A 21,321-nucleotide genomic window follows, 5' to 3' on the forward strand; every position below is an offset into this window, starting at 1 on the left:
CGGACTATCCATGCGCGTAATCATCTGCGGAGCAGGGCAGGTGGGCTACGGCATCGCCGAGCGCCTTTCGGCCGAGCACAATGACGTTTCCGTCATCGACACCTCACCCGAACTGATCCAGTCGGTGCGCGACAATCTCGACGCACGCGGCTTTGTCGGCCACGGTTCGCACCCCGACATGCTGGCCGCCGCCGGTGCGGAGGAAGCCGACATGATCATCGCGGTGACCTTGTATGACGAGGTCAACATGACCGCGTGCCAGGTCGCGCATTCGCTCTTCAACGTGCCGACCAAGATCGCCCGCATCCGCGCGCAGTCCTATTTGCAGCCGCACTACATGGACCTCTTTTCGCGCGATCACCTGCCTATCGACGTCATCATCTCGCCCGAGCTTGAGGTCGGCGAGATGGTGCTGCGCCGCATTGCGCTGCCGGGCGCGACAGACGTCGTGCGCTTTGCCGACAACAAGATCGCCATGGTCGCGATCGAATGCATGGAAGACTGCCCGGTCATCAACACGCCGCTGTCGCAGTTGACCGATCTCTTCCCGGACCTTCCGTCGACGGTCGTCGGCGTCTCGCGCGAAGGGCGGCTCTTCATCCCGCATTCGGCCGACCAGCTTGTCGCCGGCGACCTTGCCTATGTCGTCACGACCAAGGACCAGGTTCGCCGCACGCTCAGCCTGTTCGGCCATGAGGAGCAGGAGGCGACGCGCATCGTCATCGCCGGCGGCGGCAATATCGGCCTCTACGTCGCTCGCACGATCGAGCTTCGCCAGAGCCGCACCAAGGTCAAGATCATCGAGGCCTCGCGCCGCCGCGCCGTCGCCATTGCCGACGAGCTGCGCCGTACCGTGGTTCTGAACGGCAGCGCACTCGACCAGAAGCTGCTGCAGGAAGCCGACATCGCCGACGCCGATCTGATGGTCGCGGTGACGAATGACGACCAGGTCAACATCCTCTCCTCGGTGCTGGCGAAACAGCTCGGCTGCAAATCCAACCTCGTCCTCATCAACAACCCGACCTATCACGACTTCACCGACATGCTCGGCATCGACGCGCATGTGAACCCGCGCACGGTCACGATCTCGCGCGTGCTCCAGCATGTCCGTCGCGGTCGCATCCGCGCCGTCCATTCCATCCAGCGTGGCGCGGCCGAAATCATCGAAGCCGAGGCGCTCGAAACCTCGCCGCTGGTGGGCCCGGAACTGCGTGAACTGGAACTGCCCGACGGCATCCGCCTCGGCGCGATCTATCGCAATGGCGAAGTGCTGAAGCCTTCTGGCACAATGCGCATCAAGCCGAAGGACCGTATCGTCATGTTCGCCATGGCCAAGGCCGTGAAGCAGGTCGAACAGCTCTTCCGCGTCAGTCTCGAATTCTTCTAGGAACCTCCGATGCCGAAAATCGCCTATGTCAACGGACGCTATCTGCCCCACCGCGATGCGGCGGTTCATGTCGAGGATCGGGGTTACCAGTTCGCGGACGGGGTCTACGAGGTCTGCGAGGTGGCGCGCGGCTACATCATCGACATGACGCCGCATCTCGACCGGCTCGACAGATCGCTGAGCGAACTGAAGATCGGTTGGCCGATGTCGCGCTCGTCATTGCAGACGGTGATGCGCGAGGTCATCTCGCGCAACGGCGTCGTCAATGGTCTCGTCTATCTGCAGGTCACGCGCGGCGTCGCCCCGCGCGACCATGTCTTTCCCGCCGCACACACGCGCCCCTCGCTCGTCATCACAGCCAAGAAGTCGAGCCCGCAAGCCGCAACCAAACGCGCGGAAACAGGCATCAAGGTCATCACCGTTCCGGAAAACCGCTGGGAGCGCGTCGACATCAAGTCCGTCGGCCTGTTGCCGAACGTGCTCGCGCGCCAGAAGGCCAAGGAGGCAGGCGCGCAGGAAGCCTGGTTCGTTGATCCCGACGGGACGGTCAAGGAGGGCGCCGCCACCAATGTCTGGATCGTGACGAAGGACGGCAAATTGAAAACCCGGCCTGCCGAGTCGGGCATCCTGAAAGGCATCACCCGCGCGACCGTGATGCGCGTCGCCGAGAAGCTCGGCCTCGAAGTCGAGGAACGAGGCTTCACCGTCGATGAGGCCAAATCCGCCCGCGAGGCCTTCATCACGGCCGCGACGACGCTCGTCATGCCGGTGGTGGAAATCGACGGCCAGCCGGTCGCAAACGGGCATCCGGGCTCCGTCGCACTTTCGCTGCGACGAGCCTTTTTTGACGTTGCGGAGAAAAGTGCGGCCTGATAACCACTTGGCGGGGCCGGGATATTCAAGTCGACGGGCTTTTCAGGCCGGTTGTACGTTCGCAAAGAGCCGATTATCTTGGCACTTCAGCATGTCTGAATTCAGGTGGGCAGAGCCTGAATAAACAGCCGTGCAGCCAGCTATAAAGATATGCTTCAGCGCATCGGCGAAAGAAAAAAACAATGGCGGAACGTACGCAAAACCTTCAGGACCTGTTCCTCAACTCCGTACGCAAGAGCAAGAATCCCCTCACGATCTTCCTGATCAACGGCGTCAAGCTGACGGGTGTCGTGACCTCGTTCGACAATTTCTGCGTGCTCCTGCGCCGCGACGGGCATTCGCAGCTCGTCTACAAGCACGCCATTTCGACCATCATGCCGAGCCAGCCCGTGCAGATGTTCGAAGGCGAAGAGAACGGCCGGGACGGCTGATTGACCGCACCTGAAAACGAAGGGCGCAAGCCGCGCCGCGCACACGGACCCGTCGATGATGGAACGATGGCGCCGCCGACACGCGCCGTCGTCATCGTACCCGTCCTCACCAAGGCTCCACGCGGGCAGGAAGACGAGCGCATCGCCGCAGCCCTGATGCAGCGCAGCCCCGAGGCGCGCCTCGAAGAAGCGGTCGGCCTCGCGCTCGCCATCGAGCTCGAGATCGCCGACCGCCTGATCGTGACCATCGCGGACCCCAAGCCCGCGACGCTGATCGGCAGCGGCAAGGTCGAGGAGATCGGCGAGGCGGTGAAGGCGCTCGAAGCCGACCTCGTCGTCGTCGATCACCCGCTGACGCCGGTGCAGCAGCGCAATCTCGAAAAGGCGTGGAACGCCAAGGTGCTCGACCGCACCGGCATCATCCTCGAAATTTTCGGCCGCCGCGCACGCACCAAGGAAGGCGTGCTGCAGGTGGACCTCGCGCACCTCAACTACCAGCGCGGCCGGCTCGTGCGCTCCTGGACCCACCTCGAGCGCCAGCGCGGCGGTGCGGGTTTCCTCGGCGGCCCCGGCGAAACGCAGATTGAGGCCGATCGGCGGATGCTGCAGGAAAAGATCACGCGGCTGAAGCGCGAGCTCGAAACCGTGCGCCGCACGCGCGATCTCCACCGCGCCAAGCGCCGCAAGGTGCCGTATCCGATCGTCGCCATCGTCGGCTATACCAATGCCGGCAAGTCGACGCTCTTCAACCGGCTGACCGGCTCCGAAGTCCTGGCCGAGGACATGCTCTTCGCCACGCTCGACCCGACGCTGCGCCGCGTGCGCCTGCCGCATGGCAGCGTGGTCATTCTGTCCGATACGGTCGGCTTCATCTCCGACCTGCCGACCCATCTCGTCGCCGCCTTCCGCGCGACGCTGGAAGAGGTGGTCGAGGCCGATCTCGTCCTCCATGTGCGCGATATCTCCGACCCCGACACCGCTGCGCAGGCTGCCGACGTCGTGCGCATCCTCGCCGATCTCGGCGTCGAGGCGGGCGACAGCCGTCATGTGCTCGAAGTCTGGAACAAGATCGACCTGCTCGACGATCAGGCACGCCAGAACCTGCCGCGCGAACAGGCCGACGAAGGCCCGATCCTGATTTCGGCAATTACGGGCGAGGGGGTCGATCACCTACTCGACGTCGTGGAATCACGCATCGCAGGTGCACTCGACCAAGCCGACTTCGTGTTCGGCCCGCAGGATGGACCCGCCATCGACTGGGTCTACCGCAATGGCGCGGTCATTGCCCGGGAAGACCGCGAAGACGGCACGGTTGCGCTCACTGTCCGCGCACCGTCCGCCATCATCGGCGAAATCGCCAAGCGGCGGAAATCAGCAAAAGACTAGATCAGGCGCGCTTCGCCGCCTGCCAGTGACCTTCCATCTCGTCGAGACTCGCCTCATCGAGGCTGCTTCCATTGGCGTTCAGCGCCCGCTCGACATGGTGGAAGCGCTTGCGGAACTTGTCGTTCGTCCCGCGCAGCGCATCCTCCGCATCGATGCCGAGATGGCGGCCGAGATTGACGAGCGCGAAGAGCACATCGCCGAACTCGTCCTTGATCGCCGCCGTCTCACCCGCATCGAGCGCGACGCGCAGCTCGTCCACTTCTTCCGAGATTTTGTCGAGGATCGGCCCCGGCTCCTTCCAGTCGAAGCCCACCTTCGCCGCGCGTTCCTGCAATTTCAGCGCCCGCGTCAGCGCGGCATGGCCGACGGGCACGTCATCGAGATAGCCATGCTCGGCGACCGTGATGCCGCGCGCCTCGAGTTCCGCCCTCTTCTCCGCGCGCTCCTCCGCCTTGATCGTCTCCCACATGCCCTTCGCCAGCTTCGCGCCGCGAACGGCATCCGGCCCGAACACATGCGGATGGCGGCGGATCATTTTCCTCGTGATCGCCTCGACCACATCGCCGAAGGCGAACGCACCCTGTTCCTCGGCCATGCGCGAATGGAACACGACCTGCAGGAGGAGATCGCCCAATTCGTCGCGCAGGTCGGAAAGGTCGCTGCGCTCGATCGCATCGGCGACCTCATAGGCTTCCTCGATCGTATAGGGCGCGATCGACGCGAAATCCTGCTCGACATCCCACGGACAGCCGGTCTGCGGGTCGCGCAGCGCGTTCATGATTTCGATCAGGCGGGCAATGTCGCGGGACGGCTGCATAGCGGTTCGGTCTCCTGGAGACCGCTTGATAGCGCACCTGCCGCCCATGAAAAAGGCCGCAGTCGCGCATGGCGGCTGCGGCCTCGTTTCGGCTCAGCGGCGGCCTACTTCAGGCGGCCGCTGGCGTGCGCGAGCATGGTGTAGACCTTGCCGGTGTCGGACGTCAGGTAGGTCTGCGACATCATGTTGTCGCGGTCGTTCTTGGCCACGTCCGCAAGCAGCTTCTCGAAGTCCTGGCAGTACCGGTCGACCGCGCCGCGGAACTCACCGTCATTCTGGTACTTGCGGCGGATGTCGTCGAATGTCTGCTGGCCCTTCAGCGTATAGAGGCGGCGCGTAAAGACGTTGCGCTCGCCCTTGCGGTAGCGGTCCCAGAGTTCGACCGACGCCTCGTGATCGATCGCGCGAGCGATATCGACGGAAAGCGAGTTGAGCGACTCGACCATCTGCAGCGGCGAACGCAGCGGCTGGACCGGTTTCGGCGCACCCGCCTCATCCTGGGAAGCGCCGCGCAGGAGGGCACCGACCCAGCTTCCACCGGCCTGACCCTGCGGCGCAGGATCGGCGAGCGACCCGCGCAACTGCGTCGCCGCCTGCGGAGCGGCCACCGGCGCTGCCGGACGGGGAGCGGGAGCCGCCTGACGTTCGATGCGGGCCGGGGAGACGTCGAAGGTGCGGCCGGACTTGGAGACGATCTCCGAAAGCTCCTTCAGCGCCTTGATCTGCTCGGAAACCGCCTTGCGCATGGCGCTGGTCGATTCCTTCGTCTCCTCGGGCAGTTGCATCACGCCCTTCTTCAGTTCCGCGCGGGTCTGGTCGAGTTCGGTGCGGATCGTGCCGGCCGTCTTGCGGATTTCGTCCGTCGCGTCGGCAAAACGCTTGGTCGCGCTTTCGACGACTTCCGAAATCGCAGTGCGCATCTGCTCCGTCGACGTCTTGGTGCGGCCTTCGGCGCCTTCGAGAGCCTTGCCGACGACGCCTTCGAAGGAACGCATCACGCGTTCGATCTCTTCGGACTTCTTGACGAGCCCGGAGGCAAGCGTCTCGAGCGCCGTCTGGCGGTCGTCGAGCGTCGCCGCCAGGGTCGACTGCGCCGAGTTCAGCAGGTCTCGGGCGTTGGTCAGCATCTTGCCGTGATCCTCGAAGCGCGAGGCGATGCCGGCCACGTCGCGCAAGGTCGTCGAGGACAATTCCGAAAGCTTGCCGGCCTGTGTCTCGATGATACGGGCCGACGAGGCGAAGGAGCGGGCGGCCTTTTCGGTCGTCTCGGCAAACTGCTCCGTGGTGCCTGCAAGCTTCTCGTCGACGCCGCCGAGATTGGCCGAGGCCGTCTCGACAAGTTCGCCAAGGCGGGCATTCGAAGCCGACAGGCGGCCGATCAGGCCGTCGACGCCGCGCGCGAGATCACCCTGGACACGTTCGACCGCGGAAACCGTCTCGCTGGTCTTGGCACCGAGCGCCGACACGAGCGCGCTGTTGCCTGTCTGCAGACGTTCTGCTGCGGCCTGCGTGATTTCTTCGAGATTGCGCTGCAGGTCGATGCTGCTTTCGGAAAAGCGTTCGACCAGCGGACGCGCCGTCTCGTCAAGGATACGGCCGATCTCGGAGGAGCGGGCGGCCAGCATCGCGTTGAGCTGGCGCGTCTTCTCGTCGAGCTTGTCGGAAGCGCCTTCCGTGCTTTCGTCAATGTGACGGTTCATCGCCGCGAACGTCTCGGCAATCGCATTGGCGCGCTCGACGAGTTCGGATTCCACACGGGCGACCTGTTCGGCCAGACGGTCGCCGACATTGGCGGCGCCATGCGTCAGGCGTTCTTCGGCCGAAGCCACCTGGCTTTCGATCCGCGACGTCAGAAGGCTGGTGCGATCGGCAAGTGCCTGGTCGGCCGCTGCCAGCGCTTCGGCGATTGCGCCCGCACGGGCGTCGAGTTCGGCCGACGTCTGGTGCGTGCGCGCCATGATCCGCTGCTCGGCCATGTCGAAGGTCCGCGCGAGTTCGTTGGCGCGTTCCTGCAGACGCTCGTCCGAGCCATCGAGCACACCGGCAATCTCGCCGGCCCGCGCCGACAATGCTGCCTGCGTTTCGTCGAGACGAACGACGATCTGGCGATCGGCATCGGCGAAGACGTTCGACAGATCGCCGGCGCGTGCCGCAAGCGTGTTCGCCGCCGCGTCGGTGCGCGAGAGAAGGGCGTTGCCCGCCTCGTCAAACCGGCCGACGACGTCGTCGGCGCGCCCCTCGAGAATGCGGGCGGCATCTTCCGTGCGGGTGGCGAGAGAGTGTCCGGCCTCGTCGAAGCGGTTCACGACCTCGTCTGCGCGAGAGAGTAGGCTGACGCGGATCTCGTCGGCCTTGCCGGCGAGATTGCGGTCGGCCTCCTCGACGATCTGCGCGAAGTCGCCGGCACGTGCGGCAAGCGACTGCGCCGCATCGTCGACGCGCGAGGTCAGGCTGCGCTCGGCCGTCTCGAATGCGGAGACGACTTCACCCGCCTTGACGCCCAGCGCTTCGGCGCGCTGCTCGGCACGGAATGCCAGCGTTTCATCGGCCTGCGCGAAGCGATCGACCATTTCGGAGGCACGCGAGAACAGCGACTGCGTGCGCTCGTCGAAGCGGTCGGCTAGCGCTCGGTCCGTGTTCTCGAAGCGTGAGGCGATCTCGTCGGCCCGCGCCGTCACGAAGGTCACTCGTTCCTCGATCCGGCCAGCAATCGCCCGATCGCTTTCGTCGAGGCGCGTTGCGATCTCGTCGGCCTTGGCACCCAGCGTCGCCGCAGTCCGCTCGACGCGGTCGGCGATCTTCTGGTCGACGTCGACGAAGGCCTGTCCGGCCTGCTCGCCCATCGCCGCAGTTGCTTCCAGAACCTTGTCGCGCAGGGAGCCGGCAACGACGACCGCGCTGCTTTCGAGAGCGCCGCGGACATTGTCGACGCCGATCTTCAGCGCACGTTCCATCGTCTGCGTGCGTTCCTCGATCACGCTCGTCTGTCGTCCGAACGCATCCTCGATCCGCGCGACATCGGTGGCCACCGCGTCGGTGATGAGAGCGCGGCGCTCGCCAAGCGCCTCGATGTGGCGCGTGAAGGCCTCTTCGACTTTGTCCATGTCGATATTGATCGTCGACGCGAGTTCGTTCTGCTTTTCGGCGAAGAGGTCGATCTGGCGCAGGAAGGTCTCGTCGATCCGGCCGAGGTCGGCAGCGATGGCGCCGCTCAATTCGTCCTGGCGGGCCGCGAGCGTCGCGATATGCCGCGCGAACACTTCCTCGACCTGCTGCGCATCCCCCGCAATCGCGCTCGACAGTTCGGACTGGCGGTCGCCGAGCTGGCGCGTGAGCTGGCCGAACAGTTCGCCGAATCGCTCGGCGCCGCGATGAACCGCATTCTCCATCTCGGACTGGCGCTGCGAAATGGCCTCGACCTGACGCGCAAACGCCTCGTCGATGCGCGCGACGTCGCTCTCGACCCGCGAGCCGAATTCGCCCTGCCGCGTGGTGAGCGCGTCGAACTGGCGGTCGAACGCAGACGAAAAGCGCTCCATGTCGGCGTCGATCGCGGCCGACAAGCCCGACTGCCGCTCGGCGAGGCGCTCGATCTGGCGGTCGAATGCGGTGTCGATGTTGGAAACTTCGCTGCCGATTGCAGCCTGCAACTCGCCCTGCCGTGTGCCGAGCGTCTCGATGCCGCGCAGGATCAGATCGTCCATGCGCTCCGCGTCGGCAGCGATGGCAGCGGAGAGTTCCGCCTGCCGCTCGGCCATCCGGTCGATCTGGTTGGCGAACGCGTCCTCGACGCGCGCCGTGCCGGAGGAAAGCGCCGTCGTCAGGTCGGATTCGCGCTCGGCGATCGTGCGCACATGCTGCGAAACCGCATCGTCGAGCCCGCGACGCGTCGCGTCGAGCAGGTCCATGTCATCCTTGAGCGCGATTGCAAGTCGCTCGCGGCCTTCCATCAGGCCCGAAATCTGCCGCTCGATGGCTCCGTCCATCTCGCGCTGCGTATCGGCAAGGCGCACGATGTCGTCGTTGAGCGCGCTGGTCAGGAGCGAGCGGCCTTCGGCCATCCGTTCGACATGGCTGGTGATCGCATCGTCCATCGCCTGCCGCGTCTCGGCAAGGCGCTCGAGATCGTCGTCGAGCGCGGCGCTGATGAGGTTGCGGCTTTCGCCGAGCTTGACCGAGAAATCGGCCGTGCGCGTCTCGAGCATGGCGGAGGTCGAGGCGACGAGATCGGTAAAGTCCGCGCCGATCCGCGCCTTGGTCTCGTCGAGCAGTACGTTGACCTGCTGCTTGCCGTCAGTGAACGTCTGCGCGATTTCCTTGGTGCGGTCGATCAGCGTGTCGTTGATCTGCTTGGCACGCGCCTCGAGCGCGGCGTTGAGCTTTTCCGTACCCGTGTCGAGCGCATGTGCGCGCGTTTCGAACTGCGAAAGCAGCGACTGGCCGCGCTCCTCGAGCGTCCGCTCGATGTCGCGAAGACGCGTGTCGAATTCGTCGGAGAGCGAGCGCGCAGAGCTGCCGAGCAGCGATATCATGCCCGTCGTGCGGTCGTCGAGCATCTGCGAGAGCGAGCGGGTGGCCTGGTCGGTCGCGTCGGTCAGCGAGGCGATGCGCGTATCGAGCAGGTTCGCCATCGCGTCGCCGGAGGTCGAGATGCGGTCGGAGATGGTGTCGACGCGAAGATCGAGAGCCTCGCTCAGCGAAGAACCGCTCTGGTTCATCCGCTCGATCAGCGACGCACCGCTGTCCGCGATCGTGCCGGAAAGCTGCCCGGAGACATCGACGATATTCTTGCGGATGACGTCGCTTGCCGCCGAAAGTTCGTCCTTCAGCGTCTCATGCGCCCCGGCAATGGATGCGCGGACCCGCTCGGCGTGGCTGACGACCGCTTCGCGCTCGCTGCCGAGGCCGTCGACCAGCGCGCGGATGCGGGTTTCATTCTCGGAATAGGCGCGTTCGAGTTCGTTCACCTCGGTATGGACGAGCGTCTCCAGTTCGACCGCGCGTGCCAGCGTGCGCTCGATGCCTTCGCCCATCGCCTGCACTTCGCGACGAACAGCCTGGCCGACCATCATGACGCGGTCGGTCGCGATGTGCTCGGGCTCGGCGAGGCGGAAGGCGACTTCCGTCATGGATTGCGCGGCATAGCGCATTTCCTGCGCGCGGCGGATCATCACCGCGAAGCCCCAGAAGAGAATGATCGGGACGATGATGCCGAGCGCCAGACCGAGCGCATAGGGTGCCGCGATCAGTTCGGCGAGTGAGCCGATCTGCCAGATCTGCGGCGAGAAAAGGAGGTGGCCGACGAGGAGGCCCGAGGCCGCCCAGACGACCGAGAGAAGCGCGACGACCCAATAGACGGTGCTCGGCACCGGTTTCGAAATGCTCTGGACGAAGGACTTGTAGTCCTTCTGGCGGTCGTCATTGGCGGCGGCGAAAGCGGAGGGGCGAGCGGAGGCCTGCGCTTCGACGGGCTGGAGATCGGCGATCCGCGTCGGGCCGTCATTTGCGGCTTTGGCGACGACCGGGGCGGCGGCAGCGGCGGCGACCGCCTCAGCGGGTACGGTATCCGCCGTCTCGGTTTCGCGGTTTTCCAGCGCCAATTCTTCGGCGGCTTGCGAAATCTGCGCCTCGAAATCTTCCATCGACGCAGCGATATCGAGGCTCTCGTCCTGCGCGGATTCCGCGTCCTCGTCATCCATGACGAGTTCGATGTCGAGAGCGTCTTCGAGCTCCTTCTCGATATCGGTGTCGAGTTCCTTGTTTGTCGCCGGTTTCATCGCCATGCCGCTCTACCCTATACGATCGCAGCGGGTCACCGTATTCGGCTTGAAACCACCCGCCAGTTGAGGCCCAATTCGCCCATTTCGTATCGTATCGGGACAAGGCCGGGATGGGAACTCGCAATTCCCGCCATGTGTAAAACTTTAAACATAAGGTTAATGCCCCTCAACGCAGATGAAAGATTCCTTGGCGGGCTCGGGCGAATGCGACCGGCCGCGTTAACGGACCGTCCATTCGCCACGCGCACGATCCCGGAATGACACAGTTGAGAGATTCGCGGACGAACCTGATCGACGAGAGCCATCTCGACCGCCAGACCATGGGCGATGCGCGCCTTGCAGGTGAACTCCTCGAGATGTTCCTCCTGCAACTCGACGCCGCAATGCGCGAACTGGCAACCGCCGGGCCGCAGAAGCGGATGGCAATAGCCCATTCACTCAAGGGCACCGCCCGATCGCTCGGAATCGCAACCGTGGCCGAATGTGCGGCGGCGCTGGAGGCCCCTCTGCTCGATGCGGCAGCCCTCGATCGACTGGGGCACGTCGCCACCACGCTTGGCGCACAGGTGAGGGGGCGCGTTCGCTCCCCGGGTTGACACCCGGTTCCCAGCCATTATGTCATCGCCGCGACCCGCGCCGCTCGACGGACGCGCCATCTTCCGACAGGTTTTTCAATGACCAAGCTTACCTTTGTCGCCTTTGACGGCACGCGCTTCGACGTCGAGGCTGAAAACGGCTCCACCGTCATGGAAAACGCCATCAAGGCGGGCGTCCCGGGCATCGAGGCCGAATGCGGCGGTGCCTGCGCCTGCGCGACATGTCATGTCTATGTCGACGAGGAATGGTCGCCGGCCGTCGGCGAGCCCCAGGCGATGGAGGAGGACATGCTCGATTTTGCCTATGATGTGCGTCCGACCTCGCGCCTGTCCTGCCAGATCCGCGTGGCCGACGCGCTGGACGGCCTCACCGTCCACATCCCTGAACGTCAGGGCTGACAGCAGGCCGCCAGGTCGCTCAGCGCGCGTCCTCGATCCTCTGGAGACGATATTCCAGAAGACGCAGCATGCGGCTTTCGAAATTGATGCTTTCCACATTGTCGTAGCGCGCCTGTTCGGCGTCGTGCTCGGCCAGCAAGCGTTTGCTGATGCCCTCGGCCGTGGCCGCAGCCTCTTCGCAGGAAGCGGCATTGCGCACGCCCAGCAGCGACTGCTCCATGCGCTGCGCGAAGGTGCGGGCGATCACGATATGCCCTTCCTCGTGACGCTTGATGTCGGCGGAAAGCGTGTCCCACATCAGTGCCGTGTCGAGTTGCGCACCGCTGCGATTGCGCCAACGGGGCAGATGCACTTCGGCCGAAATCTGAACGTCCGCCTCGCTCACGCTGCACCGGCGGCCGCTTTCCTGGTACCCGATGCGCGTCTTGAACTCCATGCGCGTGGCGCCGGGGTGCCGATTGCCGGTCGAGCCGAGGATGGGGCCGCGCCGCTGCAACTCGGTCTCGATCTCGCTCAGCGTCTGGCCGCCGATCGAAAAATAGCTGTAAGAGCGCGACACCGAAGCTGCATCGGCGGCAAGGGTCGTCGCGAGAATGGCGATGGCGCCCGCCAGCATGTGCTTCATTGTCGTCTCCTTGGCCTATTCATGCGGCGCATGCGCCAAAGGCGCAACCACGCTTGCGGGATCGGCACCACGATCACACCCAAAGCTGAACAATTGCTGCGCAAGACGCGAAATCCGTTGATCTCGGACACCGGGTCGTTCCATAGCGAAGCCATGTCGACCGATCCCTTCGCCGAACGCAACTGGCCACTCGCCCATGGCCGCACGCTGACGCTCGGCCCGCGCGCGCTGATCATGGGTATACTGAACGTCACGCCGGATTCGTTTTCCGACGGCGGCCGGTTCGATACGCTCGAGCGCGCATTGCGGCAGGCCGACGAAATGGTCGCGGCCGGCGCGGCCATCATCGACATTGGCGGTGAATCGACCCGTCCCGGCGCCGAGCCCGTTTCGGCGTCCGAAGAACAGGACCGCGTTCTACCGGTCATCGAAGCGCTGTCGGAGCGGGGCGATATCGTCCTGTCAATCGACACCTATCGCGCCGCGACGGCACGTCTCGCGATCGATGCGGGCGCGCACATCGTCAACGACGTCTGGGGCCTCCAGCGCGAGCGCGCCGTGGCGGATATCGCCGCACAAACCGGCGCCGGCCTCATCATCATGCACACCGGACGCGACCGCCAGAAGCTTCCCGACCCTGTCGACGACCAGTTTCATTTTCTCCGCCGTTCGCTGGAAATCGCCGAAGAAGCCGGCGTCGGGCGCGATGCCATCGTCCTTGATCCCGGCTTTGGGTTTGCGAAGGACGCAAACGAAAACATCAGCTTGATCGCGCGTTTTTCCGAGTTGAATGAACTTGGCAGCCCTTGGCTGGTCGGCACGTCGCGCAAGCGTTTCCTCGGCGAGGTCACCGGTCGCGAACCCGCAGATCGCGGCGTCGGTACAGCGGCAACGAGCGTCGCATTGCGGCTTGCCGGCGCCGCTGTTTTTCGTGTTCATGATGTCGCGATCAACGCCGACGCGCTAAAGGTCGCCGACGCCATACTGGCACGGCACGCCTGACCGGAGTTACCTTCGACCATGTACACGATCCGACTGAAGAACTGCGCGTTCTTCGCCCGCCACGGCGTCTTCGTCGAAGAGGAAACCCTCGGCCAGCGCTTCTATATCGATGCGGAACTCACGATCGTGCCCGAAGGCTCGCTCGACAGTGATTCCATCGAGGGGACGGTCGACTACGGTGCGGCCTTCGTCGAGATCGAGCGCGTCGTCACCGGTGCCCGCCGGTTCCTGATCGAGAAGCTCGCCGTCGATGTCGCCAAGGCGCTCAGCGCGCGTTTCCCGCAGGTGACGAAGGCCTCGATCACGGTCCGCAAGCCGAGTGCGCCCGTTCCCGGCGTTCTCGATTACGTTGAGGTCAATATTGTCTGGCCGCAATAAGGTGCGGGCCTATCTCGGCCTGGGCGGCAATCTGGGCGATCCGCAGACGGCGATGGCCACCGCGCTCGCCATGCTCGATGCCTCCGATGAAATCGCGGTCATCCGCGTCTCCTCGCTCTATCGCACGCCGCCCTGGGGCCTCGTCGACCAGCCGGATTTCCTGAATGCGGTTGCCGAGGTCGAGACGACCCTGTCGCCGCGTCACCTGCTCGCTGCCTGCCTCGATGCCGAGCTTGTGCTGAAACGGGTTCGCACCGAACGGTGGGGACCGCGCGCCATCGATCTCGACGTCCTGATCTACGGCGATCTCGCAATCCACGAAGATGGCTTGACGATCCCGCACCCGCGAATCGCCGAGCGCGCTTTCGTCCTCGTGCCGCTGCTCGAAATCGCGCCGGCACTCGCGATGGACGGACAGCCGCTTTCGCACGCGCTCACGTCGCTCGACACCGGCGGAATCGTCCGGCTTGATCTGCCGGCGGACTGGTGGCGAGTGGCACCTTAGGGTGAGCCGACCTTTTCCTTTTCACTGACGATAATTGCGGCGGTTTCCTCGCTCAGCGCCTGACCCGCCCGGCGCGGCGTCGCCAGCGGCGTCGGTGTGGGGACATTGCCGCGCAGCAGATCGTTGCCTGCATAGATGCCGCCGGCGACCTGCAGATCGAGACGGGCGGCGTCGCGGACACGCACTTCCTGCATCACCTCGGCAACTTCATCCTCATCGAGCCCGACGGTGCGCAATGACTGCGCGCCGAACTGCAGGGCCGATTCCAGTGTCTCGCGGATTTGATACTCGACGCCCGTATTGATCAGCGAAATCGCCGAACCGCGATCGAAGGCGCGGGCGAGGACCGGCAGCAGCGGATATTCTCCCTTGATGAGTTCGGCGATGCGAAGCGCCGCCTCGGGCTTGTCGACGCAGATCATCACCGCCTCGACCCGGCCGATGCCTGCCGCATGCAGGATGTCGAGCCGCGTCCCGTCGCCAAAATAGACCTTGAACCCGAAATCGCTGGCCGCCTGGATCATCTCGACGTCATTGTCGATGATCGAGACGTCGATGCCGCGCAGGAGAAGTGGCTGGCTCGCAATCTGGCCGAAGCGCCCGAATCCGATCACGAGAACACTGCCTTCAAGGCCGTCAGCGACGTCGACGCCATCGGTGGACAAGGTCGGTGTCGGCATAAACCGCCGCAGCGCCATGATGACGAACGGCGTCAGGATCATCGACAGGATGACGTTCGCCGTGAAGATGGCGTTGAGGGACTGGTCGATGACGCCGACCGAAGCGGCGGTCGCGAAAAGCACGAAGGCAAACTCGCCGCCCTGCGCCATCAGCCCGGCGCGCTCCAGCGCTTCGCCATGCGGCGTGCGCAGCAGTCGTGCGATGGCATAGATGCCAAACCCCTTGAGGACCATGTAGACCACGACGAGCCCTGCCACGAGCGCTGCATTCTGCCCGATCACCGTCAGGTCGAGCGCCATCCCGACGCCGAGAAAGAACAGCCCGAGCAGGATGCCGCGAAACGGCTCGATGTCGGCTTCGAGTTGATGCCGGAACGTGCTTTCGGAGAGGAGCACGCCGGCGAGGAATGCCCCCATCGCCATCGACAACCCGCTCATCTGCATCAAGAGGGCGGAGCCGAGCACGACGAGCAGCGCCGCCGCCGTCATCACCTCCCGCGCCTCCGCCTGCGCCAGAATGCGGAAAAGCGGATTGAGGAGATAGCGCCCGACGAGCACCAGCGCGGCGATCGCTCCCAGCGCGATGGCGATCGTGACGCCACGCGAGCCGGCATCGCCATCCTCCCCGCCCGGCGCCAGGAACGCGACCAGCGCCAGCAGTGGCACGATGGCGATGTCCTCCAGCAGCAGGATCGAGACGATGCGCTGCCCCTTGGGTGTCGACAACTCGCCCTGTTCGTTCAAAATTTGGAAGACGATCGCCGTCGAGGTCAACACGAACCCCATGCCGGCGACGAATGCGACCAGTGGCGAAAATCCGAAGGCGATGCCGGCGCCCGTCAGAAGCGCCCCGCAAATAGCCACCTGGAGTACGCCGAGCCCGAGAATCTGGCGCCGCAATCCCCAGAGGCGCGACGGCTGCATTTCGAGCCCGATCACGAAGAGGAACATGACGACACCGAGTTCGGCGACGTGGATGATCGACTGCGGATCGGAGAAGAGGCCGATGCCGAACGGCCCGATGACGATACCGGCGGCCAGATATCCGAGCACGGAATCAAGGCCGAACCGCTTGAAGAGCGGCACCGCCAGGACGCCGGCGCCGAGAAGCGCGACGATCGGAACGAGATCGACACCGTGGGCAGCCTCGACGGCCATGACGGCCTCCTGAAAAGCGAAAGGACCGGGCGATGAGGCCCGGTCCTTCGTGATTTTGTCAAGCTGTCAGCAGCGCCGATCCGGCATGTCAGCGATTGGCGACCGAGCCGACTGCGCCCCTGTCGACGCGTTTCAGGTTCATGCCGATGACCGGCACCATCTGCTCGTCGACGAGCACGGAGACGGTCACGGTCATGGTGTTGTCGTCGGGCAGGCGCGCCAGCATCGCGCCGTTGAGCTGGTTGCGGTTGAGCGTCAGCGTGACCTTGCGGCCATCGACCTTGCCGCCCACCACGTCGAGGCCCGTGCCGTCAGACCCGTCCATGAACGAGCCGCGATAGCCGGAGCGGCCCTGATGCTCGACGCTAGCCTGCATCTTCTGCGTGAAAAGGCCGACGCGGCAGCCGCCGTCCAGCGACATGCCGACCTTTTCGCCCGGCGTCGCGCCGGTGAAATTGCAGACGAACTTGGTGCCCTTGTACTTGCCGGCGACGATTTCGCCCGGACCCGACCACGAGCCTTCCACGGAGGAAAAGAACTTCCGGTCCTTTTCCGACGCCGTTGCAGGCGCGGCAAGACCGATCACGGTTGCGGCCGTGGCCGCCAGGACAGAAGAGGCGAGGCGTAGGGCGGTCATCGAACGGGCACCTGTAAACGTGGCGTGGCTCGGCGAAGCTTGGCCGCGAATGGTTAATGATTTGGACGGCGAAGCAGCAATGCGCCCGACAATGAGTCAGCTTCGCGGCGTGCGCAAGCCTATTGTTGCGGCGGCGATGTTTCACGTCCGCGCCGTGTCGCAAAAGACGCAAGGCTAGCGATGAAGTCGGCGACGCCCGGCCGCTTGACCGCGTGGAAGGGCAGGGGCCGCACCACTTCCATGGCCGCAAGGCCGACGCGTACGGTCATGACGCCATTGACGACGCCTTCGCCAAGCTTGGCCGAAAGCCGCGCGGCAAGCCCTTGGCCGACGACCTGGTGAACGAACTCGTCGCCGACGGCCATGACGCCGGTGACCGCCAGATGGGCCAGAACGTTTCGCACCAGTCTGAAATAGCCGAACGTGCCAGGCCGTGCGCCGTAGAGTTCGGCGAGCCGACGGATCAAGCGGCCTGATTCGAACAGGATATAGGCAACGTCCACGAGCGCGCGCGGACTGACCGCCGTCACCACGCTGACGCGCTTGGCCGCGTCGAGGATCAGGCGCTTCGCCTCGGCGTCGAGCGGCGCGACGAGCTCGGTTTCGGCGAGACGCACGAGGTCCGGCCCGTCCATCACGTCGTCGCGTAGCGCGTCGAGATGCGCGCGCCCGGCTGCGGTCTCGGGTCGTGCGGCAAGGTGCGCCTTCAGCCTGTCGACGAAACTCCGCGCCTCGGCAAGCCGCCCGTCGCGCAGCACGCGCTCGCATTCGGTGCGCAGACGCGTCACCGATTGCAGCCGCGCCAGCGCCAAGCCCTCTCGGATGAGGATCGCGACGAGCGCCAGAGCCGCGATCGCGGCAAGCCCGATGCCGACGAACCCGAGCGCTTCGGATCGCGCGAAGAGCTCGATGATGACACGCTCGGCCCACAAACCGATGGCGAAGCTGACGAGCAGCCCGAATGCGCCCGCGAAGATGCGGCCGAGCCGCAAACCGCGCCGGCGTCTCGGCAGGGCCGGCGGCGGGGCCTCGGTGTCGACCCCGTCGAAGACGTCGATTTCCGCTTCCTCGATGCGCTCGAGATCGCGTCCGGAAAGCGCGCGCGGCTCGCGCTGCGGCGCAGCGGTCATGGCAGGCTTTTCACCCGGCACGGCAAAGGACTGGGGTTCGCGCTCGCGGCTCATGCCAGACGGTCTCCAAGCAGGAACTGGAACGCGCGGTCGAGCCGGATATGCGGCAGCGACAGCGTCACGCCTTCGCTCGTACGCTCGAGTTTCGGCGGCCGAAACCGCACGAAGCGGATCGGCGCGCGACTGCCGCTTTCCTCCAGCGCAACCTTCGGATCGCGCGGCAAGTCGCCGGGAAATATCGCCGTTTCAGTTGCGCCGTCGAACGTGTCGCGGCCGATCGTTTCGCCTTGAAGCGGCGTTCCGATGATGACGGGCAGCGTATCGCCATTCTCGCGCACCGTGCCCTCGCGCGTCGCCCGCACGGCCGCCATCGCCAGCACCTCGATTTCGGCCCCGCTCGCGCTCGCCCGCGAGATCGCCCGGTCGGCCAGCCGCCGCACGATCGCCTCGAGCCGGTCATGGCTTTCGTGATGGAGATGGTCGGCCTTGGTCGCGGCGATCAGGATGCGGTCGATCCGGCGCAGGAAGAGATCGGTCAGGATGTTGCGGGCGCCGGGGCGAAAACAGGAAAGGATTTCCGTCAGCGCACGTTCGAGGTCGGCGACGGCCGCAGGCCCGGCATTCAGCGCCTGCAGCGCGTCGATCAGCACGATCTGCCGGTCGAGCTTGGCAACGTGGTCGCGGAAGAACGGCCGCACGACATGCGCCTTATATGCCTCGTAGCGCCGCGCCATCATCGCGTGCAGCGAACCGGGAGCGGGCCTTGCGTCGCCAAGCGCGGGCAGGGGCGAGAAGGTCAGCGCCGGCGAGCCTTCGAGGTCGCCCGGCATCAGGAAACGGCCCGGTGGCAAAGTTGAAAGTGCACTGCGATCGTCCTTGCCGGCCTTGAGGTAGCGCGTGAACGCCTCTGCCAGCCGCCGCGCTGTCATCTCGTCTGCCTCGGCGGCAGGGTCGACCGTCGCGGCCAGCTCACGCCATTCGCGCGAAAGGCCCGCGCGCACCGGCAGTTCGGCGAGCGACACCGCATCGCGCGAAAAGTCCTCGTAGCTTTTCGACAGGAGCGGCAGGTCGAGCAGCCATTCACCGGGATAGTCGACGATGTCGAGCGACAGCCGGCCGGGCGAGAACATCCGGCCCCAGCCGGAAGCGGATTCATAGTCGATCGTCAGCCGCAGTTCCGAGATTGCGCGGGTCGAATCGGGCCAGATGCGCTCGCCGACCAGCGCCGCGACATGATCCTCGTACTGGAAGCGCGGCACGGCGTCGTCCGGCTGGTGTTCCAGATAGCTCTTCGCGATCCGGCCGGATTTCATCGCGTCGAACATCGGCAGCCGCCCACCATGCAGCATGTTGTGGACGAGCGAGGTGATGAAGACCGTCTTGCCGGCACGCGAAAGCCCCGTCACGCCCAGCCGCAGCGACGGCGAAAGAAGCCCGGCGGTCCGGCCGGCAAAGGTTTCGAGTGCGAGACGGGCTTCGTCGCCCAGATTTGTCTGCGATGCCAAATGCGAATTCCCGGGGCTGCCTGTCTGGAGACGAGATAGGTGCGCAGGGGCCTCCGCAACAGGGGCGGGGCCTATTTCACGCCGGCGGGCGTCCAGAAGAGTTCGAGCGTGCCCGTTCCCGGCTCGGCGGCGGAAAGCGCGACGTCGAACAAGATGACTGCAAGGCCGCAGGTCGGAAAACCGGATTTCAGCGCGGCCGCATCGCTGCCGACCAGCGCGGTCGCCAGATCTTCCATCACCGGGTTGTGTCCGACGATCATCAGGTCGCCGTCGCCGGCCTGCTTGCGGACAATGTCGAGCGCCTGCACGGCAGTCGCCTCGTAGAGGCTGTCCAGATAGGCGACGTCGCCCTTCGCGAAGAGGTCGCCGAGAGCGGCGACCGTCTCGCGCGTACGGGTCGACGAAGAGGCGGCGATGCGCTCCGGCCTGCTCTCGTTCTCCTGCAGATAAGCGCCGAGCCGCCTCGCGTCGGCGACGCCGGATGGATCGAGCGAGCGGTCGAAATCGCGCTGTCCGGGCTCGGCCCATCGCGCCTTGGCATGGCGCAGGAGATAAAGTCGCGGCATCGGGTCCCCCAGTCGCCTTTCCGCCTAGGCCTAGCTTCCCGGCGCCTCCTGCACAAGCGTTAGTCCCGCCCGTTGCTGTCTCGCGAAAGGCTGACAAATGCGTGAGATGGCAATTCTTAGTGCTTGTATGGGCCAAGTCGCCCGAATATATAGGCGCCGGATTGCTTCTGTGGGGTGAGTCTGATGAGCAAGGCTATCGAGTCTGACTATATGCCATCCGAAGATGAGCCGTTCATGAATGAGCGGCAGAAATCATACTTCCGGACCAAGCTTGTTTCTTGGAAGAACGACATTCTGCGCGAGGCGCGCGAGACGCTGGACATCCTCCAGCGCGAAAACGCCAACCACCCCGACCTGGCCGATCGCGCGTCGTCCGAAACCGATCGGGCCATCGAGCTTCGCGCCCGCGACCGGCAGCGCAAGCTGATCTCCAAGATCGACGCCGCGCTGCAGCGCATCGACGAAGGCACCTATGGCTATTGCGAGGAGACCGGCGAGCCGATCGCCCTCAAGCGCCTGGACGCCCGTCCCATCGCGACCCTCTCCATCGAGGCGCAGGAACGCCACGAGCGCCGCGAGAAGGTCTACCGCGACGAGTAGCGGTCAGCGCCGCTCCCGCGGCGCTTCATTGAGCAGGCGATCCATCTCGTCCTCGATCGAGGGTTCACGACGTTGCGGCGCCTCGCTTGACTTGAAATCCCGTTCGAACTCCGAAACCATCGCCTCGTCGACGGTCGGCTCGCTCGCGGCGACGCGTTCGGCAATTGCCGGTTCCTGGCGCGGTTCGACGCGCGGCGCGGCTGCGGGCGCGACCGGTGCATACGGGGCTGGGGCGGGCGAGGGCACCGGTGCAACCGGCTGGCGCCTTTCGACGACCGGTGCCTCGACCGGACGACGGGCCGGCGCGGCAGAGGGCTCACGATGATCGACGGCCGGCTGCGCGGCCACCTGCGGTTCGGCGCGTACCGGCTCCGGGTGGCGCTCTGGAGCGGGCGACACTGTCGCGGACTGCGGAACACTGCGTCCCGGTCCGGTGATGTTCTGCTCGATGACGATATCGGTCGGCCCGCCGATCATGATCAAATGCTCGACTTCGTCGCGGCGCACCAGCACGAGCCGGCGCTGGGTGTCGACTTCGGCGGCATCCATCACGGCAAGCCGCGACCGGTAGCTGCCGGAGGATGAGAACGTCCCGCCCGAAACCCTCCGGACGATCTTCACGATCAGCATGATGACGCCCAGCGCCACGAGTGCGACCAGCGTCCACATGACGGCCCCCGCATATCCGGGGCCCGCAATATCCTCAAACCATGTCGGCATGTCTGTCTCCGCTCGTAAATAAGTAGACGCTAAACTCCGCAACGCGTCAGGCGTCAACCGGTTGCGTCGAGACTGGAACGAAGCTTTCCCCGCCGCCGGTGCCGTCCTTGCAGCTTCGCGTTGCGATGATGTATGCCGGTGTCATC

The 21,321-nt window shown here is 65.2% G+C and carries 19 protein-coding genes; 10 read left to right on the forward strand and 9 right to left on the reverse strand.

Annotation, left to right across the window (positions count from 1 at the left end; genetic code table 11):
* Window positions 1–10 precede the first annotated feature (10 nt).
* The 4 genes from trkA to hflX all read left to right on the forward strand — a co-directional run bounded on the left by trkA (window position 11) and on the right by hflX (window position 4,077).
* Window positions 11–1,387 (forward strand): Trk system potassium transporter TrkA, encoded by a 1,377-nt coding sequence (trkA, locus tag ACT6QU_RS04790; protein ID WP_024585737.1) that lies wholly within the window; start codon window positions 11–13, stop codon window positions 1,385–1,387.
* 9 nt (window positions 1,388–1,396) lie between these two features.
* Window positions 1,397–2,260 (forward strand): D-amino-acid transaminase, encoded by an 864-nt coding sequence (locus ACT6QU_RS04795; protein ID WP_444562894.1) that lies wholly within the window; start codon window positions 1,397–1,399, stop codon window positions 2,258–2,260.
* Between the two features lie 182 nt (window positions 2,261–2,442).
* Complete coding sequence (gene hfq / locus ACT6QU_RS04800) at window positions 2,443–2,691, forward strand: RNA chaperone Hfq (protein ID WP_024585735.1); 249 nt, start codon at window positions 2,443–2,445, stop codon at window positions 2,689–2,691.
* Between the two features lie 66 nt (window positions 2,692–2,757).
* Window positions 2,758–4,077, forward strand: coding sequence for a GTPase HflX (gene hflX / locus ACT6QU_RS04805; protein WP_444563013.1), 1,320 nt, complete (start codon window positions 2,758–2,760; stop codon window positions 4,075–4,077).
* A 1-nt stretch (window position 4,078) separates the two neighbouring features.
* On the opposite strand, the gene mazG is transcribed toward hflX, so the two are convergent.
* Window positions 4,079–4,894: a nucleoside triphosphate pyrophosphohydrolase gene (gene mazG / locus ACT6QU_RS04810; protein WP_444562895.1), complete on the reverse strand. Its 816-nt coding sequence runs from the start codon at window positions 4,892–4,894 to the stop codon at window positions 4,079–4,081.
* A 104-nt stretch (window positions 4,895–4,998) separates the two neighbouring features.
* Window positions 4,999–10,677, reverse strand: coding sequence for an apolipoprotein A-IV repeat region-like domain-containing protein (locus tag ACT6QU_RS04815; protein ID WP_444562896.1), 5,679 nt, complete (start codon window positions 10,675–10,677; stop codon window positions 4,999–5,001).
* A gap of 254 nt (window positions 10,678–10,931) precedes the next feature.
* On the opposite strand from ACT6QU_RS04815, the gene ACT6QU_RS04820 reads away from it, so the two are divergent.
* Both ACT6QU_RS04820 and ACT6QU_RS04825 read left to right on the forward strand, forming a co-directional pair.
* Window positions 10,932–11,270 carry an Hpt domain-containing protein gene (locus ACT6QU_RS04820; RefSeq protein ID WP_444562897.1) on the forward strand — a complete coding sequence of 113 codons (339 nt, stop codon included), beginning with the start codon at window positions 10,932–10,934 and terminating at the stop codon, window positions 11,268–11,270.
* Window positions 11,271–11,348: 78 nt separating this feature from the next.
* Window positions 11,349–11,669 carry a 2Fe-2S iron-sulfur cluster-binding protein gene (locus ACT6QU_RS04825; RefSeq protein ID WP_029660121.1) on the forward strand — a complete coding sequence of 107 codons (321 nt, stop codon included), beginning with the start codon at window positions 11,349–11,351 and terminating at the stop codon, window positions 11,667–11,669.
* A 19-nt stretch (window positions 11,670–11,688) separates the two neighbouring features.
* On the opposite strand, the gene ACT6QU_RS04830 is transcribed toward ACT6QU_RS04825, so the two are convergent.
* On the reverse strand, window positions 11,689–12,294 hold the full coding sequence (locus ACT6QU_RS04830; RefSeq protein ID WP_029660120.1) for a DUF922 domain-containing Zn-dependent protease: 606 nt from the start codon (window positions 12,292–12,294) through the stop codon (window positions 11,689–11,691).
* Between the two features lie 153 nt (window positions 12,295–12,447).
* On the opposite strand from ACT6QU_RS04830, the gene folP reads away from it, so the two are divergent.
* From folP to folK, 3 genes are read left to right on the forward strand one after another with little or no spacing between them, the layout of a single operon-like run.
* Window positions 12,448–13,296, forward strand: a complete 849-nt coding sequence (gene folP / locus ACT6QU_RS04835) for a dihydropteroate synthase (RefSeq protein ID WP_444562898.1) — start codon at window positions 12,448–12,450, stop codon at window positions 13,294–13,296.
* A gap of 18 nt (window positions 13,297–13,314) precedes the next feature.
* Window positions 13,315–13,674, forward strand: coding sequence for a dihydroneopterin aldolase (folB, locus tag ACT6QU_RS04840; protein ID WP_444562899.1), 360 nt, complete (start codon window positions 13,315–13,317; stop codon window positions 13,672–13,674).
* Complete coding sequence (folK, locus tag ACT6QU_RS04845; protein ID WP_444562900.1) at window positions 13,658–14,179, forward strand: 2-amino-4-hydroxy-6-hydroxymethyldihydropteridine diphosphokinase; 522 nt, start codon at window positions 13,658–13,660, stop codon at window positions 14,177–14,179. The genes folB and folK overlap by 17 nt, the downstream gene beginning before the upstream one ends.
* Here the strand turns inward: folK and ACT6QU_RS04850 are convergent.
* The 5 genes from ACT6QU_RS04850 to ACT6QU_RS04870 all read right to left on the reverse strand — a co-directional run bounded on the left by ACT6QU_RS04850 (window position 14,176) and on the right by ACT6QU_RS04870 (window position 19,855).
* Complete coding sequence (locus tag ACT6QU_RS04850) at window positions 14,176–16,017, reverse strand: monovalent cation:proton antiporter-2 (CPA2) family protein (RefSeq protein WP_444562901.1); 1,842 nt, start codon at window positions 16,015–16,017, stop codon at window positions 14,176–14,178. The two genes, folK and ACT6QU_RS04850, sit on opposite strands and share 4 nt — an antisense overlap.
* 88 nt (window positions 16,018–16,105) lie before the next feature.
* Complete coding sequence (locus tag ACT6QU_RS04855) at window positions 16,106–16,654, reverse strand: hypothetical protein (protein WP_024585726.1); 549 nt, start codon at window positions 16,652–16,654, stop codon at window positions 16,106–16,108.
* A gap of 119 nt (window positions 16,655–16,773) precedes the next feature.
* Window positions 16,774–17,838, reverse strand: a complete 1,065-nt coding sequence (locus tag ACT6QU_RS04860; RefSeq protein ID WP_444562902.1) for a YcjF family protein — start codon at window positions 17,836–17,838, stop codon at window positions 16,774–16,776.
* The gene (locus ACT6QU_RS04865; RefSeq protein WP_444562903.1) at window positions 17,835–19,289 is read right to left on the reverse strand and encodes a YcjX family protein; all 1,455 of its coding nucleotides are present in this window, start codon (window positions 19,287–19,289) and stop codon (window positions 17,835–17,837) included. Before ACT6QU_RS04865 ends, ACT6QU_RS04860 begins: the two co-directional genes overlap by 4 nt.
* A 71-nt stretch (window positions 19,290–19,360) precedes the next feature.
* Entirely contained in the window at window positions 19,361–19,855 is a 495-nt protein-coding gene (locus ACT6QU_RS04870) for a SixA phosphatase family protein (RefSeq protein WP_444562904.1), read from the reverse strand.
* 183 nt (window positions 19,856–20,038) lie between these two features.
* On the opposite strand from ACT6QU_RS04870, the gene dksA reads away from it, so the two are divergent.
* Complete coding sequence (dksA, locus tag ACT6QU_RS04875; RefSeq protein ID WP_444562905.1) at window positions 20,039–20,455, forward strand: RNA polymerase-binding protein DksA; 417 nt, start codon at window positions 20,039–20,041, stop codon at window positions 20,453–20,455.
* Between the two features lie 3 nt (window positions 20,456–20,458).
* On the opposite strand, the gene ACT6QU_RS04880 is transcribed toward dksA, so the two are convergent.
* Window positions 20,459–21,175, reverse strand: a complete 717-nt coding sequence (locus tag ACT6QU_RS04880) for a hypothetical protein (RefSeq protein ID WP_444562906.1) — start codon at window positions 21,173–21,175, stop codon at window positions 20,459–20,461.
* Window positions 21,176–21,321 lie beyond the last annotated feature (146 nt).

It is taken from the genome of Aliihoeflea sp. (assembly GCF_052435475.1).
Lineage (GTDB): Bacteria > Pseudomonadota > Alphaproteobacteria > Rhizobiales > Rhizobiaceae > Aliihoeflea.